At 61.1% G+C, this 16,964-nt stretch carries 11 protein-coding genes and 2 pseudogenes; 9 read left to right on the top strand and 4 right to left on the bottom strand.

Annotation, left to right across the window (positions count from 1 at the left end):
• Positions 1 to 19 precede the first annotated feature (19 nt).
• The 4 genes from E0W60_RS30440 (at position 20) to E0W60_RS30425 (ending at position 5,755) form a co-directional block, all read left to right on the top strand.
• Positions 20 to 337 (top strand): aldehyde dehydrogenase family protein, encoded by a 318-nt coding sequence (locus tag E0W60_RS30440; protein WP_431189929.1) that lies wholly within the window; start codon positions 20 to 22, stop codon positions 335 to 337.
• Positions 338 to 466: 129 nt separating this feature from the next.
• Positions 467 to 1,726: a GMC family oxidoreductase gene (locus E0W60_RS30435; RefSeq protein WP_135706621.1), complete on the top strand. Its 1,260-nt coding sequence runs from the start codon at positions 467 to 469 to the stop codon at positions 1,724 to 1,726.
• The gene (locus E0W60_RS30430; protein ID WP_135706620.1) at positions 1,723 to 2,097 is read left to right on the top strand and encodes a GMC oxidoreductase; all 375 of its coding nucleotides are present in this window, start codon (positions 1,723 to 1,725) and stop codon (positions 2,095 to 2,097) included. The genes E0W60_RS30435 and E0W60_RS30430 overlap by 4 nt, the downstream gene beginning before the upstream one ends.
• A 208-nt stretch (positions 2,098 to 2,305) precedes the next feature.
• The gene (locus E0W60_RS30425; protein WP_135706619.1) at positions 2,306 to 5,755 is read left to right on the top strand and encodes an adenylate/guanylate cyclase domain-containing protein; all 3,450 of its coding nucleotides are present in this window, start codon (positions 2,306 to 2,308) and stop codon (positions 5,753 to 5,755) included.
• A 94-nt stretch (positions 5,756 to 5,849) separates the two neighbouring features.
• Here the strand turns inward: E0W60_RS30425 and E0W60_RS30420 are convergent, their stop codons facing one another.
• On the bottom strand, positions 5,850 to 6,425 hold the full coding sequence (locus tag E0W60_RS30420) for a cold shock and DUF1294 domain-containing protein (RefSeq protein WP_135706618.1): 576 nt from the start codon (positions 6,423 to 6,425) through the stop codon (positions 5,850 to 5,852).
• A gap of 639 nt (positions 6,426 to 7,064) precedes the next feature.
• Here E0W60_RS30420 and E0W60_RS30415 point away from each other — a divergent pair.
• The 3 genes from E0W60_RS30415 (at position 7,065) to E0W60_RS30400 (ending at position 9,774) form a co-directional block, all read left to right on the top strand.
• Positions 7,065 to 7,400, top strand: coding sequence for a restriction endonuclease (locus tag E0W60_RS30415; RefSeq protein ID WP_240746098.1), 336 nt, complete (start codon positions 7,065 to 7,067; stop codon positions 7,398 to 7,400).
• Positions 7,401 to 8,294: 894 nt separating this feature from the next.
• Positions 8,295 to 8,813, top strand: a complete 519-nt coding sequence (locus E0W60_RS30410; RefSeq protein WP_135706617.1) for a hypothetical protein — start codon at positions 8,295 to 8,297, stop codon at positions 8,811 to 8,813.
• 679 nt (positions 8,814 to 9,492) lie between these two features.
• On the top strand, positions 9,493 to 9,774 hold the full coding sequence (locus E0W60_RS30400) for a hypothetical protein (protein WP_240746097.1): 282 nt from the start codon (positions 9,493 to 9,495) through the stop codon (positions 9,772 to 9,774).
• 398 nt (positions 9,775 to 10,172) lie between these two features.
• On the opposite strand, the gene E0W60_RS30395 is transcribed toward E0W60_RS30400, so the two are convergent.
• Positions 10,173 to 10,517: a hypothetical protein gene (locus E0W60_RS30395; protein WP_135706615.1), complete on the bottom strand. Its 345-nt coding sequence runs from the start codon at positions 10,515 to 10,517 to the stop codon at positions 10,173 to 10,175.
• Positions 10,518 to 10,740: 223 nt separating this feature from the next.
• On the opposite strand from E0W60_RS30395, the pseudogene E0W60_RS30390 reads away from it, so the two are divergent.
• Positions 10,741 to 10,989, top strand: a pseudogene (locus E0W60_RS30390) (hypothetical protein); the annotation flags it as partial.
• Between the two features lie 137 nt (positions 10,990 to 11,126).
• On the opposite strand, the pseudogene E0W60_RS30385 reads toward E0W60_RS30390, so the two are convergent.
• A pseudogene (locus E0W60_RS30385) lies at positions 11,127 to 14,099 on the bottom strand (Tn3 family transposase).
• 137 nt (positions 14,100 to 14,236) lie between these two features.
• The gene (locus tag E0W60_RS37190) at positions 14,237 to 14,374 is read right to left on the bottom strand and encodes a hypothetical protein (protein ID WP_167884623.1); all 138 of its coding nucleotides are present in this window, start codon (positions 14,372 to 14,374) and stop codon (positions 14,237 to 14,239) included.
• Positions 14,375 to 14,879: 505 nt separating this feature from the next.
• On the opposite strand from E0W60_RS37190, the gene E0W60_RS30375 reads away from it, so the two are divergent.
• On the top strand, positions 14,880 to 16,652 hold the full coding sequence (locus tag E0W60_RS30375) for a hypothetical protein (protein WP_240746096.1): 1,773 nt from the start codon (positions 14,880 to 14,882) through the stop codon (positions 16,650 to 16,652).
• Positions 16,653 to 16,964 lie beyond the last annotated feature (312 nt).

Below are 16,964 nucleotides of genomic sequence, written 5' to 3'. Positions count from 1 at the left end.
GAACTGGCCGGCGGCTGCATTGGCCAGCAAGGCGGCCTATGCAAGCGTGCGTTCGACGATCTTCATCAACGTCAGCAACGATGCCGCCATCGCGCGCGAGGAGATCTTTGGTACGGTACTGGCGGTGATTCCCTACGACTCGGAAGAGGACGCCATCCGGATCGCCAACGACTCCGAGCATGGCCTTGCCGCCGACGTCCGGTCGGGAGATCTCGTTCCCGCCCGTCGCGTGGTGAAGCGCCTGCGCGCCGGTACGGCGAGTTGGCGCACCTCGGCCCGCCGTTTAGTGGCTACAAGCGATCGGGCAATGGCCGCGAGTTGGGCGTCTACGGCCTGACCAGTACCTCGAGCACAAGACGATCGCTGGCTGAGCGGCACGTAACAGGGGGGCGAGGCGGTCGCCTTGCCCCATGGGTTGCCGGTGCGCGCAGGCGGCCGGCAACGGATGGCATGATCTGACACCACCATGAACAATACAAGCACAAGCGCCAACGCACAGGTGGCCGACTACATCATCGTCGGCGCGGGTTCCGCCGGCTGCGTGCTCGCGAACCGGCTCAGCGCATCCGGCAGGCATAGCGTGATCCTGATCGAGGCGGGCGGCAAGGACAGTAATTTCTGGATCGACGTGCCCGCCGGCATCGCCATGATCATGTCGAACCCGGCCTATATCTGGCCAAACCAGATCCGGCGCGTGGCATCGTTCGGCAACCGGCGGCTGACGCTGGTGTCGGGCAAGACGCTCGGCGGCAGCAGTTCGGTCAACGGCATGTTCTACGTGCGCGGCGTGCGCGAAGACTACGACGGCTGGGCACGGATGGGCTGTGCCGGCTGGTCCTGGGACGAGGTGCTGCCGTACTTCAAGCGGGCAGAGCGCTTCCCGGAAGGCAACGCGCAGACGTACGGGCAGTCCGGCGAACTCAGGCTGAGCTGGCAGGACGAGCGCCATCCCTCGTCGGAGGCGTTCGTGAAAGCGGCCATGTTGTCGGGCATTCCGTTCAACGAGGATATGAACGGCGGCGACCCATTCGGCATCGGCATGCCGGTCGCCACGATCTATCAGGGCAGGCGGCAGTCGACAGCCAAGGCATTCCTGCGGCCCGCCCTCAACCGGCCGAACCTCCGGGTCATCTCGTCGGGGCTGGTGCGTCGCGTGATTTTCGAGGGACAAAGGGCGGTCGGTGTCGAGTACGAACTGGGCGATCGCACGCCAACGGTCGTGCGGTGCGCGAAGGAGGTCATCCTGAGTGCGGGCGCGTTTGGCAGTCCGCACATTCTCCAGCACTCGGGTGTGGGGGATGCCGACCGGCTCTGGGGGTTGGGGATCACCCCTGTCGCCCATATGCCTGCCGTCGGCGAGAACCTGCAGGACCACCTGTACGGGCACGTCAAGCTGCGCATGCGACGGAAGGCGGACAGCAAGAACAGCCTGCTGGGCAGCAAGCCGCGCATGGCCTTGGAGGCGATCCGCTGGCTGCTGACCAAGCGTGGTGCACTCAATACGCCGTCGGCACAGGCGATGAGCTACGTGAGGTCGCATCCCGACGTCGGCGCGCCCGACCTGCAGATCGTGATGCGGCCCTATTCCTTTCACGCGACGCCCGGCGGCATCGCGATCGACGCTGAGCCCACCATCACGGTGTCGGCAGGGCTCGCGCGTCCGTATAGCCGCGGCTTCGTCGCATCGGCTCCGCAGATCCGCGGGAGCGGGGGCTGGTTGATATGAACTACCTGTCCGACGAACGCGACGTGGCGGTGCTGTCCAGGGGAATCGACCGGATTCGCGCCATCGTGAAGCAGCAGCCGATCGCCGGCCTGATCGAGCAGGAAATGGAGCCGGGGCCAGGCGTCATCGGTGCTGCGGCGCTGACGGACTTCCTGCGCAGTGCGGCATCCACGATCTATCACCCGACCGGTACATGCCGCATGGGCAACGACGCCGACGCGGTGGTCGATCCGCAATTGCGCCTGCGTGGCGTGAGCGGCGTGCGCGTGATCGACGCCTCGGTGATGCCGACCATCATTTCCGGCAATACCAATGCGCCGACCATCATGATCGGCGAAAAAGGGGCAGACATGATCCTCGCCGACGCGTGATGACTACCCCGCAGTCATGCCAATCCGACGGGTGGCCGGGATTCGAAATTGTGCTCTGCGGTGCATAATTTTGTAATACCGGCCGGCCCTACAATGCGCGGACCACCTTCAAGAACTGCATCCCCAGTCCCCGTGCAGCGGCCTTGTCAACGACAGGGATTGCACCTGTAATGGGTGCATGGGGGCCAAACGGCAGTCAGGGGGCGAGATGCGCTGCACACATTGTCGGTGCGAAAATCCCACCGGCGCCCGGTTCTGCGAGCATTGCGGGCAACAGCTGGCGCAGGCTTGCCCGCAATGCGGCCACGAGTCCAGTCCCGAAGCAAGGTTCTGCTGCGCCTGCGGGTCGCAGTTGCCAAACACCCTCGCAGCGCCGCGCGCTGCCCCGGCACCGACTGTCCAAGGGCCGGTGCCCTCAGGGCCGACTCCGATCCTGTACACGCCGCCTCACCTCGCCGAGCGCATTCGTGCGGAGCGGGCCGCCATGGAAGCCAAGGGCGCGGACGTGGCCGGCGAGCGCAAGACCATCACGGCGCTGTTTGCGGACATGGCAGGCTCCACCGCGTTGATCCAGGACCTTGACCCTGAGGAAGCCCGTAGCCTGATCGACCCCGTCGTGGCGCTGATGATGGAGGCCGTCCATCACTATGAGGGATACGTGGCCAAATCGCTCGGAGACGGCATTCTCGCACTGTTCGGCGCGCCGATCGCCCACGAAGACCATGCGCTGCGGGCGTTGTTTGCCGCGCTGCGCATGCAGCAGGCCATGCGCCGCCATAGCGACAGGATCCGGCTGGAGCAGGGCATCCCGCTGCAGATCCGAGTCGGCGTCCATAGCGGGGAAGTGGTAGTCCGCTCGATCCGCCAGGATGACTTACGCACCGACTACGATCCGGTGGGGCACACGATCCACATCGCCGCCCGGATGGAAGGTGTCGCTACTCCGTCATCTATCCTCGTCAGCGAATCGACCTACCGGCTGACGGAAGGGTATTTCGAGTTCAAGGCGCTGGGACGCACCGAAATCAAGGGCCTGCGCGAGCCGCTGGCGGTGTATGAAGTCATAGGGCTGGGGGCTTTGCGCACCCGGCTGCAGGTGGGGGCGCACCGTGGCCTCGCCCGATTTGTCGGCCGTGAGGCTGAACTCGAGCGCCTTGGTGGGGCGCTGGCCATGGCCCGGCAAGGGCATGGGCAGATCGTCGGGATGGTGGGGGAGGCGGGCGTTGGCAAATCGCGGCTGTTCCTCGAGTTCAAGTCGCGCTCGCAGCAAGGCTGCATGGTCCTCGAGACCTTTTCGGTGTCGCATGGGAAGGCGTTCCCCTACCTGCCGCTGATCGACCTGCTGCGGAACTACTTCCAGATCACGGCACAGGATGACGAACGCCGGTATCGCGAGAAGGCCACCGGCAGGGTGCTGATCCTGGACCGCGCGCTGGAGGAGCAGTTGCCCTACCTGCTCTACCTGCTCGGCGTCATCGAACCGGATTCAGCCTTGCCGACGATGGATCCCGCCATACGGCGCCAGCGCACCTTTGAGGCCATCGCAAGATTACTGGTGCGCGAGAGCCAGAACCAGACCCTCATGGTGCTGTTCGAAGACTTGCAATGGCTGGATAGCGAGACCGAAGCCTTCCTCAATGTGCTGATCACGGAGGTGCCAGGCGCCAGCATTCTCTTGCTGGTCAACTACCGGCCCGAGTACGCGCATGACTGGGGCCGCAATCCCTGCTACACCCAACTGCATCTAGAGCCGCTTGGTCAGGCGGAGGCACAGGGCCTGCTGACGGCGCTGATCGGCGACGATCCCTCGCTGGTGCCGCTGAAACAGCTGGTCCTCACCAAGACGGAGGGCAATCCGTTCTTCATGGAGGAGGTCGTCCAGACGCTGGCAGAGGAAGGCACGCTGCTCGGCCAGCCCGGCAATTACAGGATCGACAAGGCCCCGCTGGCACTCCATATCCCGACCACCGTGCAAGGGGTGCTGGCCGCCCGTATCGACCGGCTGCCGGTGCCGCAGAAGGAACTGCTGCAGACGCTGGCGGTGATCGGCACGGAGTTTCCTTCGAGCCTGGTCCGGCACGTCACAGGGCAGCCCGAAGAATCGCTCCATCCCCTGCTGGTCGACCTGCAGGCGGGGGACTTCATCTATGAGCGGCCGGCCTACCCTGAGGTCGAATACGCGTTCAAGCATGCGCTGACCCAGGAGGTGGCAGGTAACTCGCTGCTCTCGGGGCAGCGCAGCATGCTGCATGAACGTACGGCGCAGGCAATCGAGGCCTTGTTTCCGGACCGGCTGAGCGAATACTGCAACGAGTTAGCGCACCACTACAGTCAGAGCGGCAATGTGCCGAAGGCCGTCGAGTACTTGCAACTGGCCGGCAAGCAGGCCTTGCAGCGTTCCGCGCATCTCGATGCAATATGGCATCTCAGTGCAGCCCTCGATCTGCTGAAAACATTGCCTGACACCCAGGAGCGCATGCGCGAAGAACTGACGCTGCTGTTGACGCTCGGCCCGGCCTGGATTGCCGCGCGAGGCCACGGCGCACCGGAGGTGGAGGCCACTTACACGCGCGCAGTCGCATTGAGCGAACAGAGGGGAGAAACCCCGCAGATCTTTGCGGCTCAGATCGGCCTGTGGTCCTTCTACCTGTTGCGGTCGCAGCTCAAGACGGCGCAAGCGCTGGGTGAACGGCTGCTGAGCATTGCGAAAGAAGCACAGGACCCGGAGCAGCTCACAGAGGCTCACCGCATACTGGGATCGACCGCATTCCGGCTGGGTGAGATCCGGCTGGCCTGTACCCACATGGAGCAGGCGCTGGCGCTGCACCGGCCCGAGCGGCAGTCATATGGTTACCTTTTGCGCTATGCCCGCAACCCTGCCATCCACATACGCTGCACGCTGAGCGGGGCTCTCTGGTACCTCGGCTTGCCGGATCAATCCTGGGCCCGCGCTGAGGAAGCGCTGGCGCTCGCCAGGCATGCCTCGGATCCGTTCAGCCTTGCCTTGAGCCTGGTATTCGCGGCGGAGTTGCATCAGCGCCGAGGCGAGATTGAACGGACGCTGGAGTATGCCAACGCCGCCCTCGCGCTGTCGAGCGAGCAAGGGTTTCCTCTTTATCTGGCCCGGGCGGAGATCCTTCGCGGCTGGGTGCTCGCTACTCAAGGAATCCATGAGGAGGGCATCGCCCTAATACACCAAGGGCTGCGCGCCCATGAGGCCACCGGTGCCTCACTGGGTCGGCCCTCTCTACTTGGGCTGCTTGCAGATGCTTATGGCAAGGCAGGTCAAGAAGCGGGTCTAGACGTGCTAGCTGACGCGCTGACGCTGGTGGGTAATACAGGCGAGTGCTTAGATGAAGGGACTCTGTATCGCCTCAAGGGCGAGCTACTGCTGCAGTTAGCGCGCGAGGATGGCGACGCCTTCGCCAAAGCCGATGAAGCGCAGGCCTGCTTTCAGAAGGCCATTGCCGTCGCCCGCCGGCAAGGCGCGACGTCAATCGAGTTAAAGGGCGCGCTGAGCCTCGGGCGGCTTTGGCACCGTCAAGGGAAAAACGACGCTGCACGGCAACTGCTGGTTCAGGTTCATTCTTCGTTCACGGAGGGGTTCGATACCGTGGACTTGCGTCTGACAAGAAAGCTTCTCGAAGAATTGTCTTAGGCGAAAGACTGCCGAAGTGGGTGGCGACGGCCATCCTAATTGTGCGCCACAGTCCCGCAGCTTTTTCACTTCTATGTGGCCGCCTTCGGCTTACTCAGGCCGCCATGACGGATTGCCAAAGCACCATGGCGCCAACGTTCAACGCGACCGTGCCCCAGAACGTCACCTGAAACGCCCGCTTCCGGTTCTTGTGTCGGAGCAGGTGCTGGGCGGCAAGCGCGCCCGGCCAGCCGCCGCAGAGCGCGAGGAGGTGCAGGGTGGTCTCAGGCGTGCGCCACGTATTCCGGGCGGCCCGCGTCTTGTCGTCTGCATAAGCGAAGAACGTGATGAGGCTGGCCGGGAGGCTGACCATGCCGGCCTGGCGCGGGAAATAACCCACCAGGGCGCCGCCGGCGATGAGCCCCAAGGCTGCCAGACCGGCGAGCACCGGCCAAGGGCTCGCGTCGGACCGCGCCTTCGGTGCACCGACGATGGCAACGTTCAAGGCTTGTATCCGGCCGTCCCGCCCTTTGCCGAGCTCGAAACTCACGCGGTCGCCAGGCGTCGGCGTCACGGCGCGCGTTTGCAGGGCGGTGATGTGAAAGAACACATCTTTCGTGTCCGCGTGGACGTCGATAAAGCCAAAGCCCTTGTCTGCATGCCACGTCTTGACCCGACCTGCTTTTCTCATGGTTTCCGTCTGGTGTTGCGCGAAGGATCCAGTTTAAGGGATGACGTCAAGCGAAACTATGGCGAAATCCGTGAAGTCACCAGGGTATAGACCGGCTGCTCGGCCACCCGTAGTCGGTGGGGTGTTGGCCTGTTGCAACCCGCCATGTATATCAGATCGGGTAGATTTGCCGATGGCGGGATGCCGCCGCATGAGATGAAGAACAATAACAGGTAGAGAAATGGGTCGCAGGAGAAAGGAGCCCTCGCTTAGCGAGGTGTTGATGGATGCGCCGTGGTGGGCATCTGCAGTGCTGGCCGTGGGTGCCTACATTGTGTTGCGCGGGGTCGTCCCAGCGATATTCGCGGCGAGTCCGTTGCTGACGGGCATTTCCGTGTTAAGCCAGTCGTTAGCCTGGGTTCCCGCCGCCATGTTCGGCTTCCTGGGTGTGCTGTCCATACATCCGCGCGCGAGGTAGGGCAGGGACCAGCAAGCAAGAAGTCCCGAAGAGGGCTCGGCGCTTCCGCACGAGCCGACCGTCCTCGCCGCCCAAGTCACCCCGGTCCTCCAGTGAATCCGCCAAGTCAAAGGAGGCCGTTGGCCCGCCAGCGCGGACGGTACCCGTACCGGAGAAGCCAGAAATCAATAGCTGGACGCTGGATGCCCTCAAGCAGTCCCCATGGGCCCGATGGCGGCATCGATGCTACTTTGTACAAGGCTGGCCTGGATATTCCCGTGGCCGTGGTCCAATGCAAAGCATGGAGTAAGCCGGTGAAGGTGGAACAGGTCCGCGCACTTGCCGGCGTCATGCACGAACACAAGGTGCGTCGAGGCGTTTTTTGGTCGTTGTCTGGCTATGTCGGGCGGCCGGTGCAGGAGTCTGCAGAGCGGGCCGGCATTCAATTACTTGACGGTGCCGGATTCGTCGAACGGATTCGCGCACTCGATCAGTATAAGCAATCGACGTTACTGAAGCAGGCGTTTCGGGGCGACTAACCTCACACGTTCTATTGGTCGTTGTCCCACATTGACTCTTGGCTGTCAGGTGCGCGACACCTGCGTGGCCAAGTTGTAAGGGGGTTAGGGACATCGTGCATCGCCCCCTATACTGCAAGTTGACGCGTCCCGAAAGCTAAGCGCTTTTGCTCCGCCAATCACTCGTTTCCGGGCCTTCCCCCTCGACGACGTCTTAGGACTGGTGACTCCTGAAGTCACTCATGGGGATCCCAGGAAAATTCATGCGACATGCCAACGCGGCGACAATTGTTTCGTCCAGTCGCCCATCACTCAGTAAGCCGGTTTTTCGCAAATATCGATGCAATCGATATCTGGCGAGCGAGATTTTTCTCTGCCAGGCCGAGCGCAACGTTGGCTCCCACCTTGATTGCTGCTCTTCCGCGTTTCCGGTTGGCAAAGTCGTACTCTCATCGTGACGAAAATGCCGTAATGGTCCTTGGCAACGCGATACGGGTGGAAAAGATGACCCGTTCGCGATGGAAGATCGGGGCCAACACCGGCGACGCGTCGTTACAACTATCGGCACTTTGCCAGCCGGGTGATCAACACAGGACAAACATGCCTAATACCTCTGCAATGATCAGCTACCGAGTTCGCCCCCTGCACACCAAGCTCTGTTGCCCGACGGCCGGATCGGCCAGCCCGCGAAGGGAAACATCCATCGATTTGGATTCATACGAGTGGGGGCAACCCGATGCCATGCGGAAATCACACTGACAATTGACTGGGATCGCGCTGTCAACGAAGGTTGGCCAAACCTGCGGTCAACATCCTGCCCCAATGCCAAGGTACTCCGGAGCATGGGCCGCAGTCATCAAGCAACCATCCTCCGGCTCGCCGGAAGAGGGAAATGAGATCGCATGAGGTAACGTTATGCGTACGCTGCTGTATTTCAAACTAAAAGACGCCGCCTCGGCACAATTAGCCCAAACGCGATTAGGCGAGTTGGCGCGCACCCCAGCACGCGTGGCAGGGCCATGGTTTGGCCATCCCGACAACCAGCCAGTCGACGGATTGCCGACGATTGACGTCAGCCAGACTACATACTGCGAGGAGGCGGCGATTACAGGGATTTTCGTCGGCGGGATCGTCGGCGCGCTGGTAATCTTCAGCTACGGAACCTCCGTCGGCGCCGGCGCCACCGCCGTGGCGTATGTTGGTGCTGTCGTGCTTAGCGCGATGGTCGGCTGGTGGATCGGCGGATTGGTGGGCGGCAAGATCGGGCGCCTTGGGCTGAGGCGGCACAATGCGCAAGCAGAACCGGGTGAGTTGCTGATGATTGCCGGCTGCGATTCGCAATCGAAGGAAGTCGTGAAGCAGATCATCAACGAACTGGGCGGCGTAGGGATCGACGGTCATAGTGACCTGATGCCGAATCTCAGGTGGCTATGATTGCAGCGCCGGATCCACGATGCCGATACGGTTCCGCAACTCTACGTTGCCCTGCCTGAAAGAAGGAGCAGCCCGAATTATCTCCAGGAATTTTGACGATTCCATCGCGAGATGAATATGGTGGGAGGCGAATGCGCTGGACACAAATCAACATAAATTGCTACCGGGTAATTCTTACGAGCCGGGGACGAATAACCACCTGAAGGATGTGGAATATGGTGCGAAGCATCTTATTAATCGCTGTGATGGGCACCGCGCTTGGCGCTGGGGCGGCATACTCCAGGACGGGTATGCGCGATGTCTATACTGATGGCGCCGGCACAATGGGGACGCGTGACCCCTATACAGATGGAGGGAAAACCACGAAGTTTGACGTCTACTCCGATGGTGCGAGAGTCACGGAAGGCCGCGATGTGTTCACCGATGGTGCAAAAGTCACGGATAGACGCGATTTGTTTTCCGACGGAGCGTAAATCACCAACCGTAATAGGATTGACGATTCGCGATTTTAATCATCATTCTAAATAACGCTTAGAAGCAGCGAGGTGGGCGCCTGGCGCGCGCCCATCCGCGAGTTGTCACTCTCTCAATGGATTCCCTCGGGATGACGATAGGAACGGGAACGGTGCACTGGGCTACCCAAACATGGGAAGAGCCCCCCTTTGATGCGGGAAAGTCGATGGACACCTCGTTGAGAAAACTTACCCGAAGATGGGGGGCGACTATGGAACGGGTGACGGAATATCGTGGGTTCAACATCCATGTCGAACTCAATATGGCATCCAAAGACATGTTCGACGTCTGGTTTCAGGTCGAGGAACCAATGAGTTCGCCAGGCATCGCTGCCTTTGGTAAGCGAATTGAAGTCTTTGGCGGGCCATACTCTCGACGTTGGGCTTACCTCGTGGCCGAGCTGGCAGGAAGGGACTCTGTGGACATGATTCTCGAAGCGGATGAGTGAACCGCAGCCGGTCGCGGGGCAGACATGCCAAGCCGTTCACGATCTAGGCATGCGACGTGTCGATTCAAGCTGAGCAACAGTTCCCCACCCCAATCAGTCCTGCTTTGGGCAATGTGGTACGCGATTCAATCGTTCGTTGTCGCAGCGGGGCGTCCTGATCCATCCACCTCTGAGAGGACTTGCAATGGATTGGATTATTCACTTTGAAACGAGGATTCCATGATCATTTTGGTGCTCGCCCTCCTTGTAGTGTTGATTGCGCTGTATGCTTACATCATTACAGTGGGAATCCGACAAAGGCCGGCGCCCTACAAGGCGAAGTACTCGCTTCGATACTGGTGGAAGCGCCTCGCCTACGTCCTCAAGTAGTCGAACACGTAGCAGAGAGGTTAGGTCGGTCAATAACTAACCCGTTGCGTGCATCTTTTTACTATTTCCCACGTCGCCAAACATACATAAAAGTAAACGGCACCACTTTGGGACTTAGATAGCGCTTGCGGTTGCGGCTCTCGGTCGCCCGCATCTCCTGGCATGATCAACCGGTTCGCGACCTGCAATCCTCCCGGACCGATTGTGACGTCGTGGAAGGCCGTATCAAAGGCGCTATCACGCATTTTGACGACGCCAATAAACCTTCGCAGTTCACCATGCAGACCCGCTTGCCGCAGGAGGACAAGGTTGTCCATCAGGCTGGTGTACTCCGGCAGGGGATCCGTGCCAGCGAGGCCCTTGAGGTCGCGCATCTCGAGTGTCGCGACGGTTGACACGCCTAATGCGGGGTAATCGTCCTTTTCTTGCCGATTGATACGGTTTTCACAATCAGCCCCGAGTCCCCTGTTGGCGTGGCGTTGCAGCCCATTACGTTATTGCGGCCATCCGAGCGCTTGTCGTACAGTTTTGACCCGAACGACACCCCAAAAAGTGCAGATGTCGGCATTTGCGTATCGCTACGTTGGCAGGGAAGAGTTGCCTGCCCGCTTCCAGATCACCAACTTGGCACGGCATGCATTTTCCAGCTACGAGGCGCAAATGCTCGCAGCGGTCAACCGCGCAGTGTCGGCGGCCACGCTGCAGCAATGCATGGAATCCGTCCGCAGTCCACGGGCTGACGACTCTGCAACGCACCTCGAGTGGATCAAGGCGCCTTCCAGACGCAACGGCCCCAAGAACCTCGCTGAAACGCTGGACAAGATCCGCTACCTGAAGTCCCTCGCTGAATACCTGCTGGCTCACTGACTCGGGTTCGTATCGTATCGACGAGGTCCACAATGCGCAGGATCTCGCGGGTGTCGAAACTGTCCTGCAGGCGATGCAAGGCATCGGTGTCAACCGGGCCATAAGGGGTCTGGGTGTTAGGCATGGCGTGGTTTCCGAACGGAGAATGCGGGGGCAGCGAAAAGACTGTCGTGGATCCAGGCCTCCGGAGTCCGCTCAAGGTTTAGCTTGTAGTCGCCAAAGCGCTTGATGTTGCTGGTGAGATATGGGCTGAGGAAGCCGATGTCGTCCACGTCGACCTTGATACCGTCCTTCTCCATGGCACGAAGCGCCTGCATCATGTCGGCGGTGTTCTGAAGGATCACTGCGGAGGCGATCAGATCGTTGTAGCGCAATCGCTTTTGCTGCTCATCGCCGCCGAACGAGAACCACTTGGCAAAGCCATTGTAGGACTCGATCTTGTTGGTCGTCGCTGTGATTTCCTGGCGCAGTTCGCGGCTACCGATCCATTCCAGCAGAAACACGGTGCGGACAACCTTACCGAGTTCCTGGGCGGCCAGCAGGAGGCGATTCTTGCGACTATCCGATCCCAAGCGGCGCAGCAGTAGGGGAGAGGATATGGTTCCGGCCTGGATCGACAATGCGACCTGCATCAGGTCCTGCCAGTGAAGAGTGATCAGGTCCCAATCCACCACGCCCGAGAAAAGGCGCTCAATATGACGATACTTGGAGGTGGGATCGGCTCGGTAAAGTTTCAGATCCTGCCAATTACGAATCCGCGGCATCAGGTTGATGCCAAGCAGGTAGGTAAAGGCAAAAACGGCAGCTGACTGGCCCTGGGTGTCGGCATGCACCGTGTCTGCCTCCACGCCTCAAGCCTGCCTTGAGCAAGCCCTCGATAACGTAGACAGCCTCCCACACGCCGGGCGGGATGAAGTGTCGGAATACGGCGATGTAGTGGTCTGCAACATGCCGGTAGGCCACCGCGCCCTTCTTGCGGTAGCGGAAGTGGTAGCCCGTGAGAAGGTTATTGTCGTAGAAGTCGTATTGCGTGCCGTCAGCCGCCACGGTCTTACCGTCCCCCCAATGCTTGGGCAGGTCGAGTTGGAGATACAACTCGATCAGTTCGCGCTGCGCGGTTTCAAGCCGTTCGAGACTCATATGCCGCCGATTGACGAACGACATCATGTGCGGTGTCACCCGTTCGCCCATGTGGCGAGCTGCTTGCGTCCGAGATTGCAGCCCATCGCGAAGATCGTCAGCAAGTAGCGGTCGGCTGCATGGCGGATCTTGGGATCGCTGCCTGAAAGCGGGCCGAAGTGGCGCGTGAAGTGGGTCCAATGCTCGATGTTGGCCAGGACATCCAGCAGGTTGCGGTTCGGCATGTGGCGGATCAGCGTCTGCTGAAGCGCAAGCGCGCTGGCGGGGATTTCCTTGGCGACGGTCCGGCGTAGTACCGGTTCGCCGTTGCGGCCAATGGTGACGTGCTGACGCTTATCCGGAAAACTATCGTCCAGGTTCTGTGCCGTCGCGGCCAACCACTGACGTAGGTGAGCAACGAAATCCTGCGCGTTGGTGGGCATCTCCAGCTTGGCGCAGTAGTCAGGGAGGCGGCGCTCGCATTCACGCCAGGGCAACAGATGCAGCCGGTAGTCGGCAAACGCGTCAGAGCCGACGACGCAGAGGTCGCCAGAGCGCAGTTCGCCGACCATATGCGAAAGCACGCAGAGCTCCAGATAGCGCCGATTGATGCCAGGCCCCAGATTGTCAGAGCGATGTACGAGCTTGCGCCAGCGCTCCGAGGCGAAGCTCAGATCGACGTCGGCGGCAAACCATTCACGGTGCAGGGCCGCATTCTGCAACACGACTGCCAGTGCGGCCAGCAGGGTGCACGACTGGCTGGTTGACTGCCACTTCAGCACTTCGGCTAGGCGCAACATTACCGAGCGGTGCGGGCGAAAATGCCGCCACAAAAGGGGCAAGTAGTTGTTCCCGCTGAAGGCGCGGACCTCGGCGCAGCTCTCGCGTAGAGGCTCCAAATCGCCTGAGGGGGCAAGAAGGCGCCTTACCTCTACGCCGATCTGAGCATCGTCCTCGCCCTCGGCGACGATCTCGACCACGCCGTCGAGCAGCGCGACGAGCTTTTCCATTTGCGCGCGCCGGCGGGACTGGATTTGCTCCAACTCCTCCCGTGCCCGCTTGTGGATGGCGCTCATGCGCCGGATAAACATTTCGGCGAGATCGTCCCGCACCCGTACCCGCATTTGATTGAGGAGCGCCACCATCAGCGTATAGCGCTTCTCCGGCAAGAGCTCCTTGAGATTGGCCGCGTCCAGGCTCATGGCCTGGCTCGCCAAGGACCGCAGCTTGGAAGCCGGCACGCCTGCCACGGTCTTGGAAAAGTCTCCGATGGTGTCCAGCCAGGTTAGATGCTCGATCAGCAGAGTCAGGTGCTTGCGCGAGGGACGCAGCGCGTGGCGCTTGATGTTGTGATAAGCGGTCTGACGGCTTGCTAGGTCTCGGGTCAGCAACCGGTCAAGCCGGTGCTGCTCGTCCTCGGACAGGCGTCGTCTGATGCGGCGAAACAGGGCCGTTTGCGTGCGAGCGTGGACCTGCTCGACGATGGCATCTAACGTGGAGAAGGATGGCAGTTCGATCTGACGCAGGACCAGCGCATCGATCGTGGCGTTGATGATGTCAACCGGCTGGTCCATCGTTTCGGCGGCGTCGCGCGCAGCGCGGATAGTGACCTCGTTGGCATCGGTGCCGAGGTAGGCCTGGATGCCAAGGAACTCTCGCACCGCCGTGTAGTGTCGGAACAAGGTCGGCGACACCTTTCGGTCGTAGCCAAACTTCGTACCTGGGTTCAGGCCGGCGCTGATGCGCACCAGTTCCGGCACGCTGGCAGGAATCGTGTCAAGGTTCGGGAAGTGGTGTAGCTGCTGAAAGACCTTCAGGAGCACCAGCAGACCAAGTCGCGATTCTAGCCCGCGTGTGGACCGCGTCGCCCAGTCCAACTCTTCCGCGCTTGGGGTGTAGCAGGCCCGCAATTCCTTGAGGGAAAAGACCTTTGGGAAACGCGGGTAGGCGGTACGCTCGACGGTGGCCATACAGGATCTCGACAATCGCTGAAAGGCCGGCCAGCCTAGCTGGGGCAGGTTACAGTTCCGCGCTTATTTCCAAAAGTAATTGATATCGACTGTCATATAACCCGAAGGCTTATGATAGCGGTTTGGGCGTATCTTGGTCACGGGCCTTCTTTCCCCGCGATCGCTGGATCGGCCAACAGCACCGCCAAGCCGGCAATTGCGTCGTCGACCTCCAATTCCGTCGCGTCATCCAGGGCGAGGCGCTCGAAATCTCGTATCACGTCATCTGGGTCCATCGTGGCTCCATGTGGCTTCGTGCGCCAGTTTAGCCGACGAGGTGGTCGGAGCGATCCGCTGAATCCAGGCCCAGATGGCGGACCGGCGGGCTGCGTCGATTCGCCGCCAACACCTCCTGCAGTCTGCTACCGCAACGCCGAGGGGGCTGAGTGGGACGGACAAGGCGAGATCTGTCTGGCTGCGGCGGGCGGTCAATGCGAGGCAGAACGTGTAGTTTTCCGGGGCGAGAGCAGGAGGATAGGGCCCGGGTGTTGCGAGGTCAGGGCCCCATCTTTATCTTTCGGGAGCAGGGCTGGCAGATATCACATCCACCTGACACAGCTCGTGGCGAGCGCCGAGCGTGGACCTGGATGCGGCGGTGCGAATTGGGATGAATGCGAGCAAATATCCGCTGCAGACGCTCGACTCCTGACTGTCCGGACTATCATCACGTTTGCTTGTCCCTGGCCGCCTTTGCCCCGAGGCCGGACACGGCCTGAAAAATTGCCATCATTACGTATGCTCATGAGTTCCCTCCCTGAAGCGCTGAACAATTTGACCGTAGACGATCTGAAATCGCTGATGCGCTGGCTTCCGGAGGCGTCACGCATCGGAAAGAAGGGTGTGCTGGTTGAAGAGGTCCTGCGGAACCTTGCCGGCGACAGGCTGTGCGCGCTGTGGGAAGGCCTGGACGAGACCCAACGTCTGGCGGTGGCAGAGGCCACGTATGCCGAGGATGGCTGCTTTAACGCCATGCGGTTCCGAGCGAAGTATGGGCGTTTGCCGAACTTTTTTGTCCGCGACGAGCAGCGCCGACACCAACACTCTGGGCCGCCCACGGCGTTGTGCCTGTTTCTGTACTATCAGAACGGATGGCGCTGCGTGCCTGCCGATCTGAAGGAGCGGCTCATGGCATTCGTGCCGGCGCCCGAGCCTGTCCGGCTGGACACGACCGCTACGCTTCCCGACATGCACGGTGAAAGCCCGTTGACGGTGCGGCTGTGCGAGCGCGATGCCCTGGCGGATCTACCGGTGCTGCTGCGCCTGGTGGATCAGGGAAAGATTCAGGTCAGCGAGAAGACATCGCTGCCGGGCACGGCGACGCTGCGTTTGTTGTGCGGGCAACTGTCCGGTAGCGACTACTACGCCTACCACGCGCCGAATCCCACCGATCAGGAGATTGGTCCGATCAAGGCATTCTCTTGGCCGATACTGCTTCAGGCAGCCGGACTTGTACAATGCAACGGCAGCAAGCTGGCGCTGAGCAAGGCAGGACTGAAAGCCCTGACGGCGCCCACGGCTGACGTGCTTGGCACAATCTGGCGAAAATGGCTGAAGGCGACGCTGCTGGATGAATTCAGCCGCATCGATGTCATCAAGGGGCAAAAGGCCAAGGGCGGTGCGATGGCTGCCGTGGCGCCGCGCCGCGCGGCGATCACCGAATTGCTGCAGCGTTGCCCGCCCGGCGAGTGGGTCAGCATCGACGCGTTTTCCCGCTTCATGGTGGCAACCGGGCGTACTTTCGACGTGGCCCGCGACCCTTGGAGTCTTTACATCTGCGAGCCGGATTACGGCAGCCTGGGACACAGTGGCTACCATGACTGGGACATCCTGCAGTTGCGCTACATACTCTGCTTCCTGCTCGAGTATGCGGCGCCACTTGGCATCATCGACGTCGCATACACCGAACCGGCGGGGGCTCGGCCTAATTTTCGCGACATGTGGGGAACGGATGAACTCCAGTTCCTCAGCCGCTACGATGGGCTGGCCTATTTTCGCGTGACCTCGTTGGGCGCCTATTGCCTTGGCGCCAGCGCCCATTACACGCCGGCGCCGGTTCGGTCCAGCGTTAGGCTGTCTATCATGCCCGGCATGCAGATCAAGGTCATCGGGGACGGTCTTTCGGCGGAAGAATCCCTGGTTCTGGACATGTGGGCGACAGAAGAGGTGGACATGCTCTGGCGGCTTGACCTTCAGAAGGCCATCGTAGCGGTCGAGAGGGGGCATGACATCGCTGAACTTCGCGAATTCCTGCAGGCCCGGGACGACCAGCCGCTGCCAGATACGGTGGAATCCTTCATCAAGAGCACCGGCAAGCAGGGCAAGGCGCTGAAAGTCGCGGGGACCACGCTGCTGATTGATTGCCATGACGCGCAAATGGCAGCCATGCTGGCCACTCGCAAGGAGACCGCCCGTCTGTGCCTGCGCGCCGGTGATAGGCATGTGGTCGTGCGGCTCGAGGATGAAGAGAAATTTCGGACACATATTCGCGCGTTGGGCTATGGGATGATGGCCTGAGGTTTGCACAGGTCGGCTGTGCCATGCCAGGGGTGGCCGCCGGCGGTGAGGGCTAATGGAATAGTTCAAGTTTCGTCATTCCCCGGACCATACCGGGTCACCGACTATCGACCGCGGGCACACCTGCATGACTTATATTTAACATAATGCGGTGCTCGGCAGGCACAACAACAAGGCGCAACCGGGGGCGCGCCGGTAGCAGACGGTAATGGTGAATCCCTGAAGCGGGTCGCGCATGGCAGCGCAGCGAGGGGGTGGTATCGTACGCGTTTGGTCGCTGCGTCGGTGGTACGCAGGTGCAACGACAGAGTA

The sequence above is a fragment of the Cupriavidus oxalaticus genome, from assembly GCF_004768545.1.
Taxonomy (GTDB): Bacteria; Pseudomonadota; Gammaproteobacteria; order Burkholderiales; family Burkholderiaceae; genus Cupriavidus; species Cupriavidus oxalaticus_A.
The sequence above is the reverse complement of the archived record's forward strand: the minus strand, read 5'-3'. Positions and strand labels throughout refer to the sequence as shown.

What these genes read in the sequence shown, in the direction of transcription:
- E0W60_RS30435 (WP_135706621.1), top strand. Translation starts at nt 467, where the DNA reads ATGAACAATACAAGCACAAGCGCCAACGCACAGGTGGCCGACTACATC.
- E0W60_RS30430 (WP_135706620.1), top strand. Translation starts at nt 1,723, where the DNA reads ATGAACTACCTGTCCGACGAACGCGACGTGGCGGTGCTGTCCAGGGGA.
- E0W60_RS30425 (WP_135706619.1), top strand. Translation starts at nt 2,306, where the DNA reads ATGCGCTGCACACATTGTCGGTGCGAAAATCCCACCGGCGCCCGGTTC.
- E0W60_RS30420 (WP_135706618.1), bottom strand. Translation starts at nt 6,425, where the DNA reads ATGAGAAAAGCAGGTCGGGTCAAGACGTGGCATGCAGACAAGGGCTTT.
- E0W60_RS30415 (WP_240746098.1), top strand. Translation starts at nt 7,065, where the DNA reads ATGCCCTCAAGCAGTCCCCATGGGCCCGATGGCGGCATCGATGCTACT.
- E0W60_RS30410 (WP_135706617.1), top strand. Translation starts at nt 8,295, where the DNA reads ATGCGTACGCTGCTGTATTTCAAACTAAAAGACGCCGCCTCGGCACAA.
- E0W60_RS30400 (WP_240746097.1), top strand. Translation starts at nt 9,493, where the DNA reads ATGGACACCTCGTTGAGAAAACTTACCCGAAGATGGGGGGCGACTATG.
- E0W60_RS30395 (WP_135706615.1), bottom strand. Translation starts at nt 10,517, where the DNA reads ATGCGCGACCTCAAGGGCCTCGCTGGCACGGATCCCCTGCCGGAGTAC.
- E0W60_RS37190 (WP_167884623.1), bottom strand. Translation starts at nt 14,374, where the DNA reads ATGGACCCAGATGACGTGATACGAGATTTCGAGCGCCTCGCCCTGGAT.
- E0W60_RS30375 (WP_240746096.1), top strand. Translation starts at nt 14,880, where the DNA reads ATGAGTTCCCTCCCTGAAGCGCTGAACAATTTGACCGTAGACGATCTG.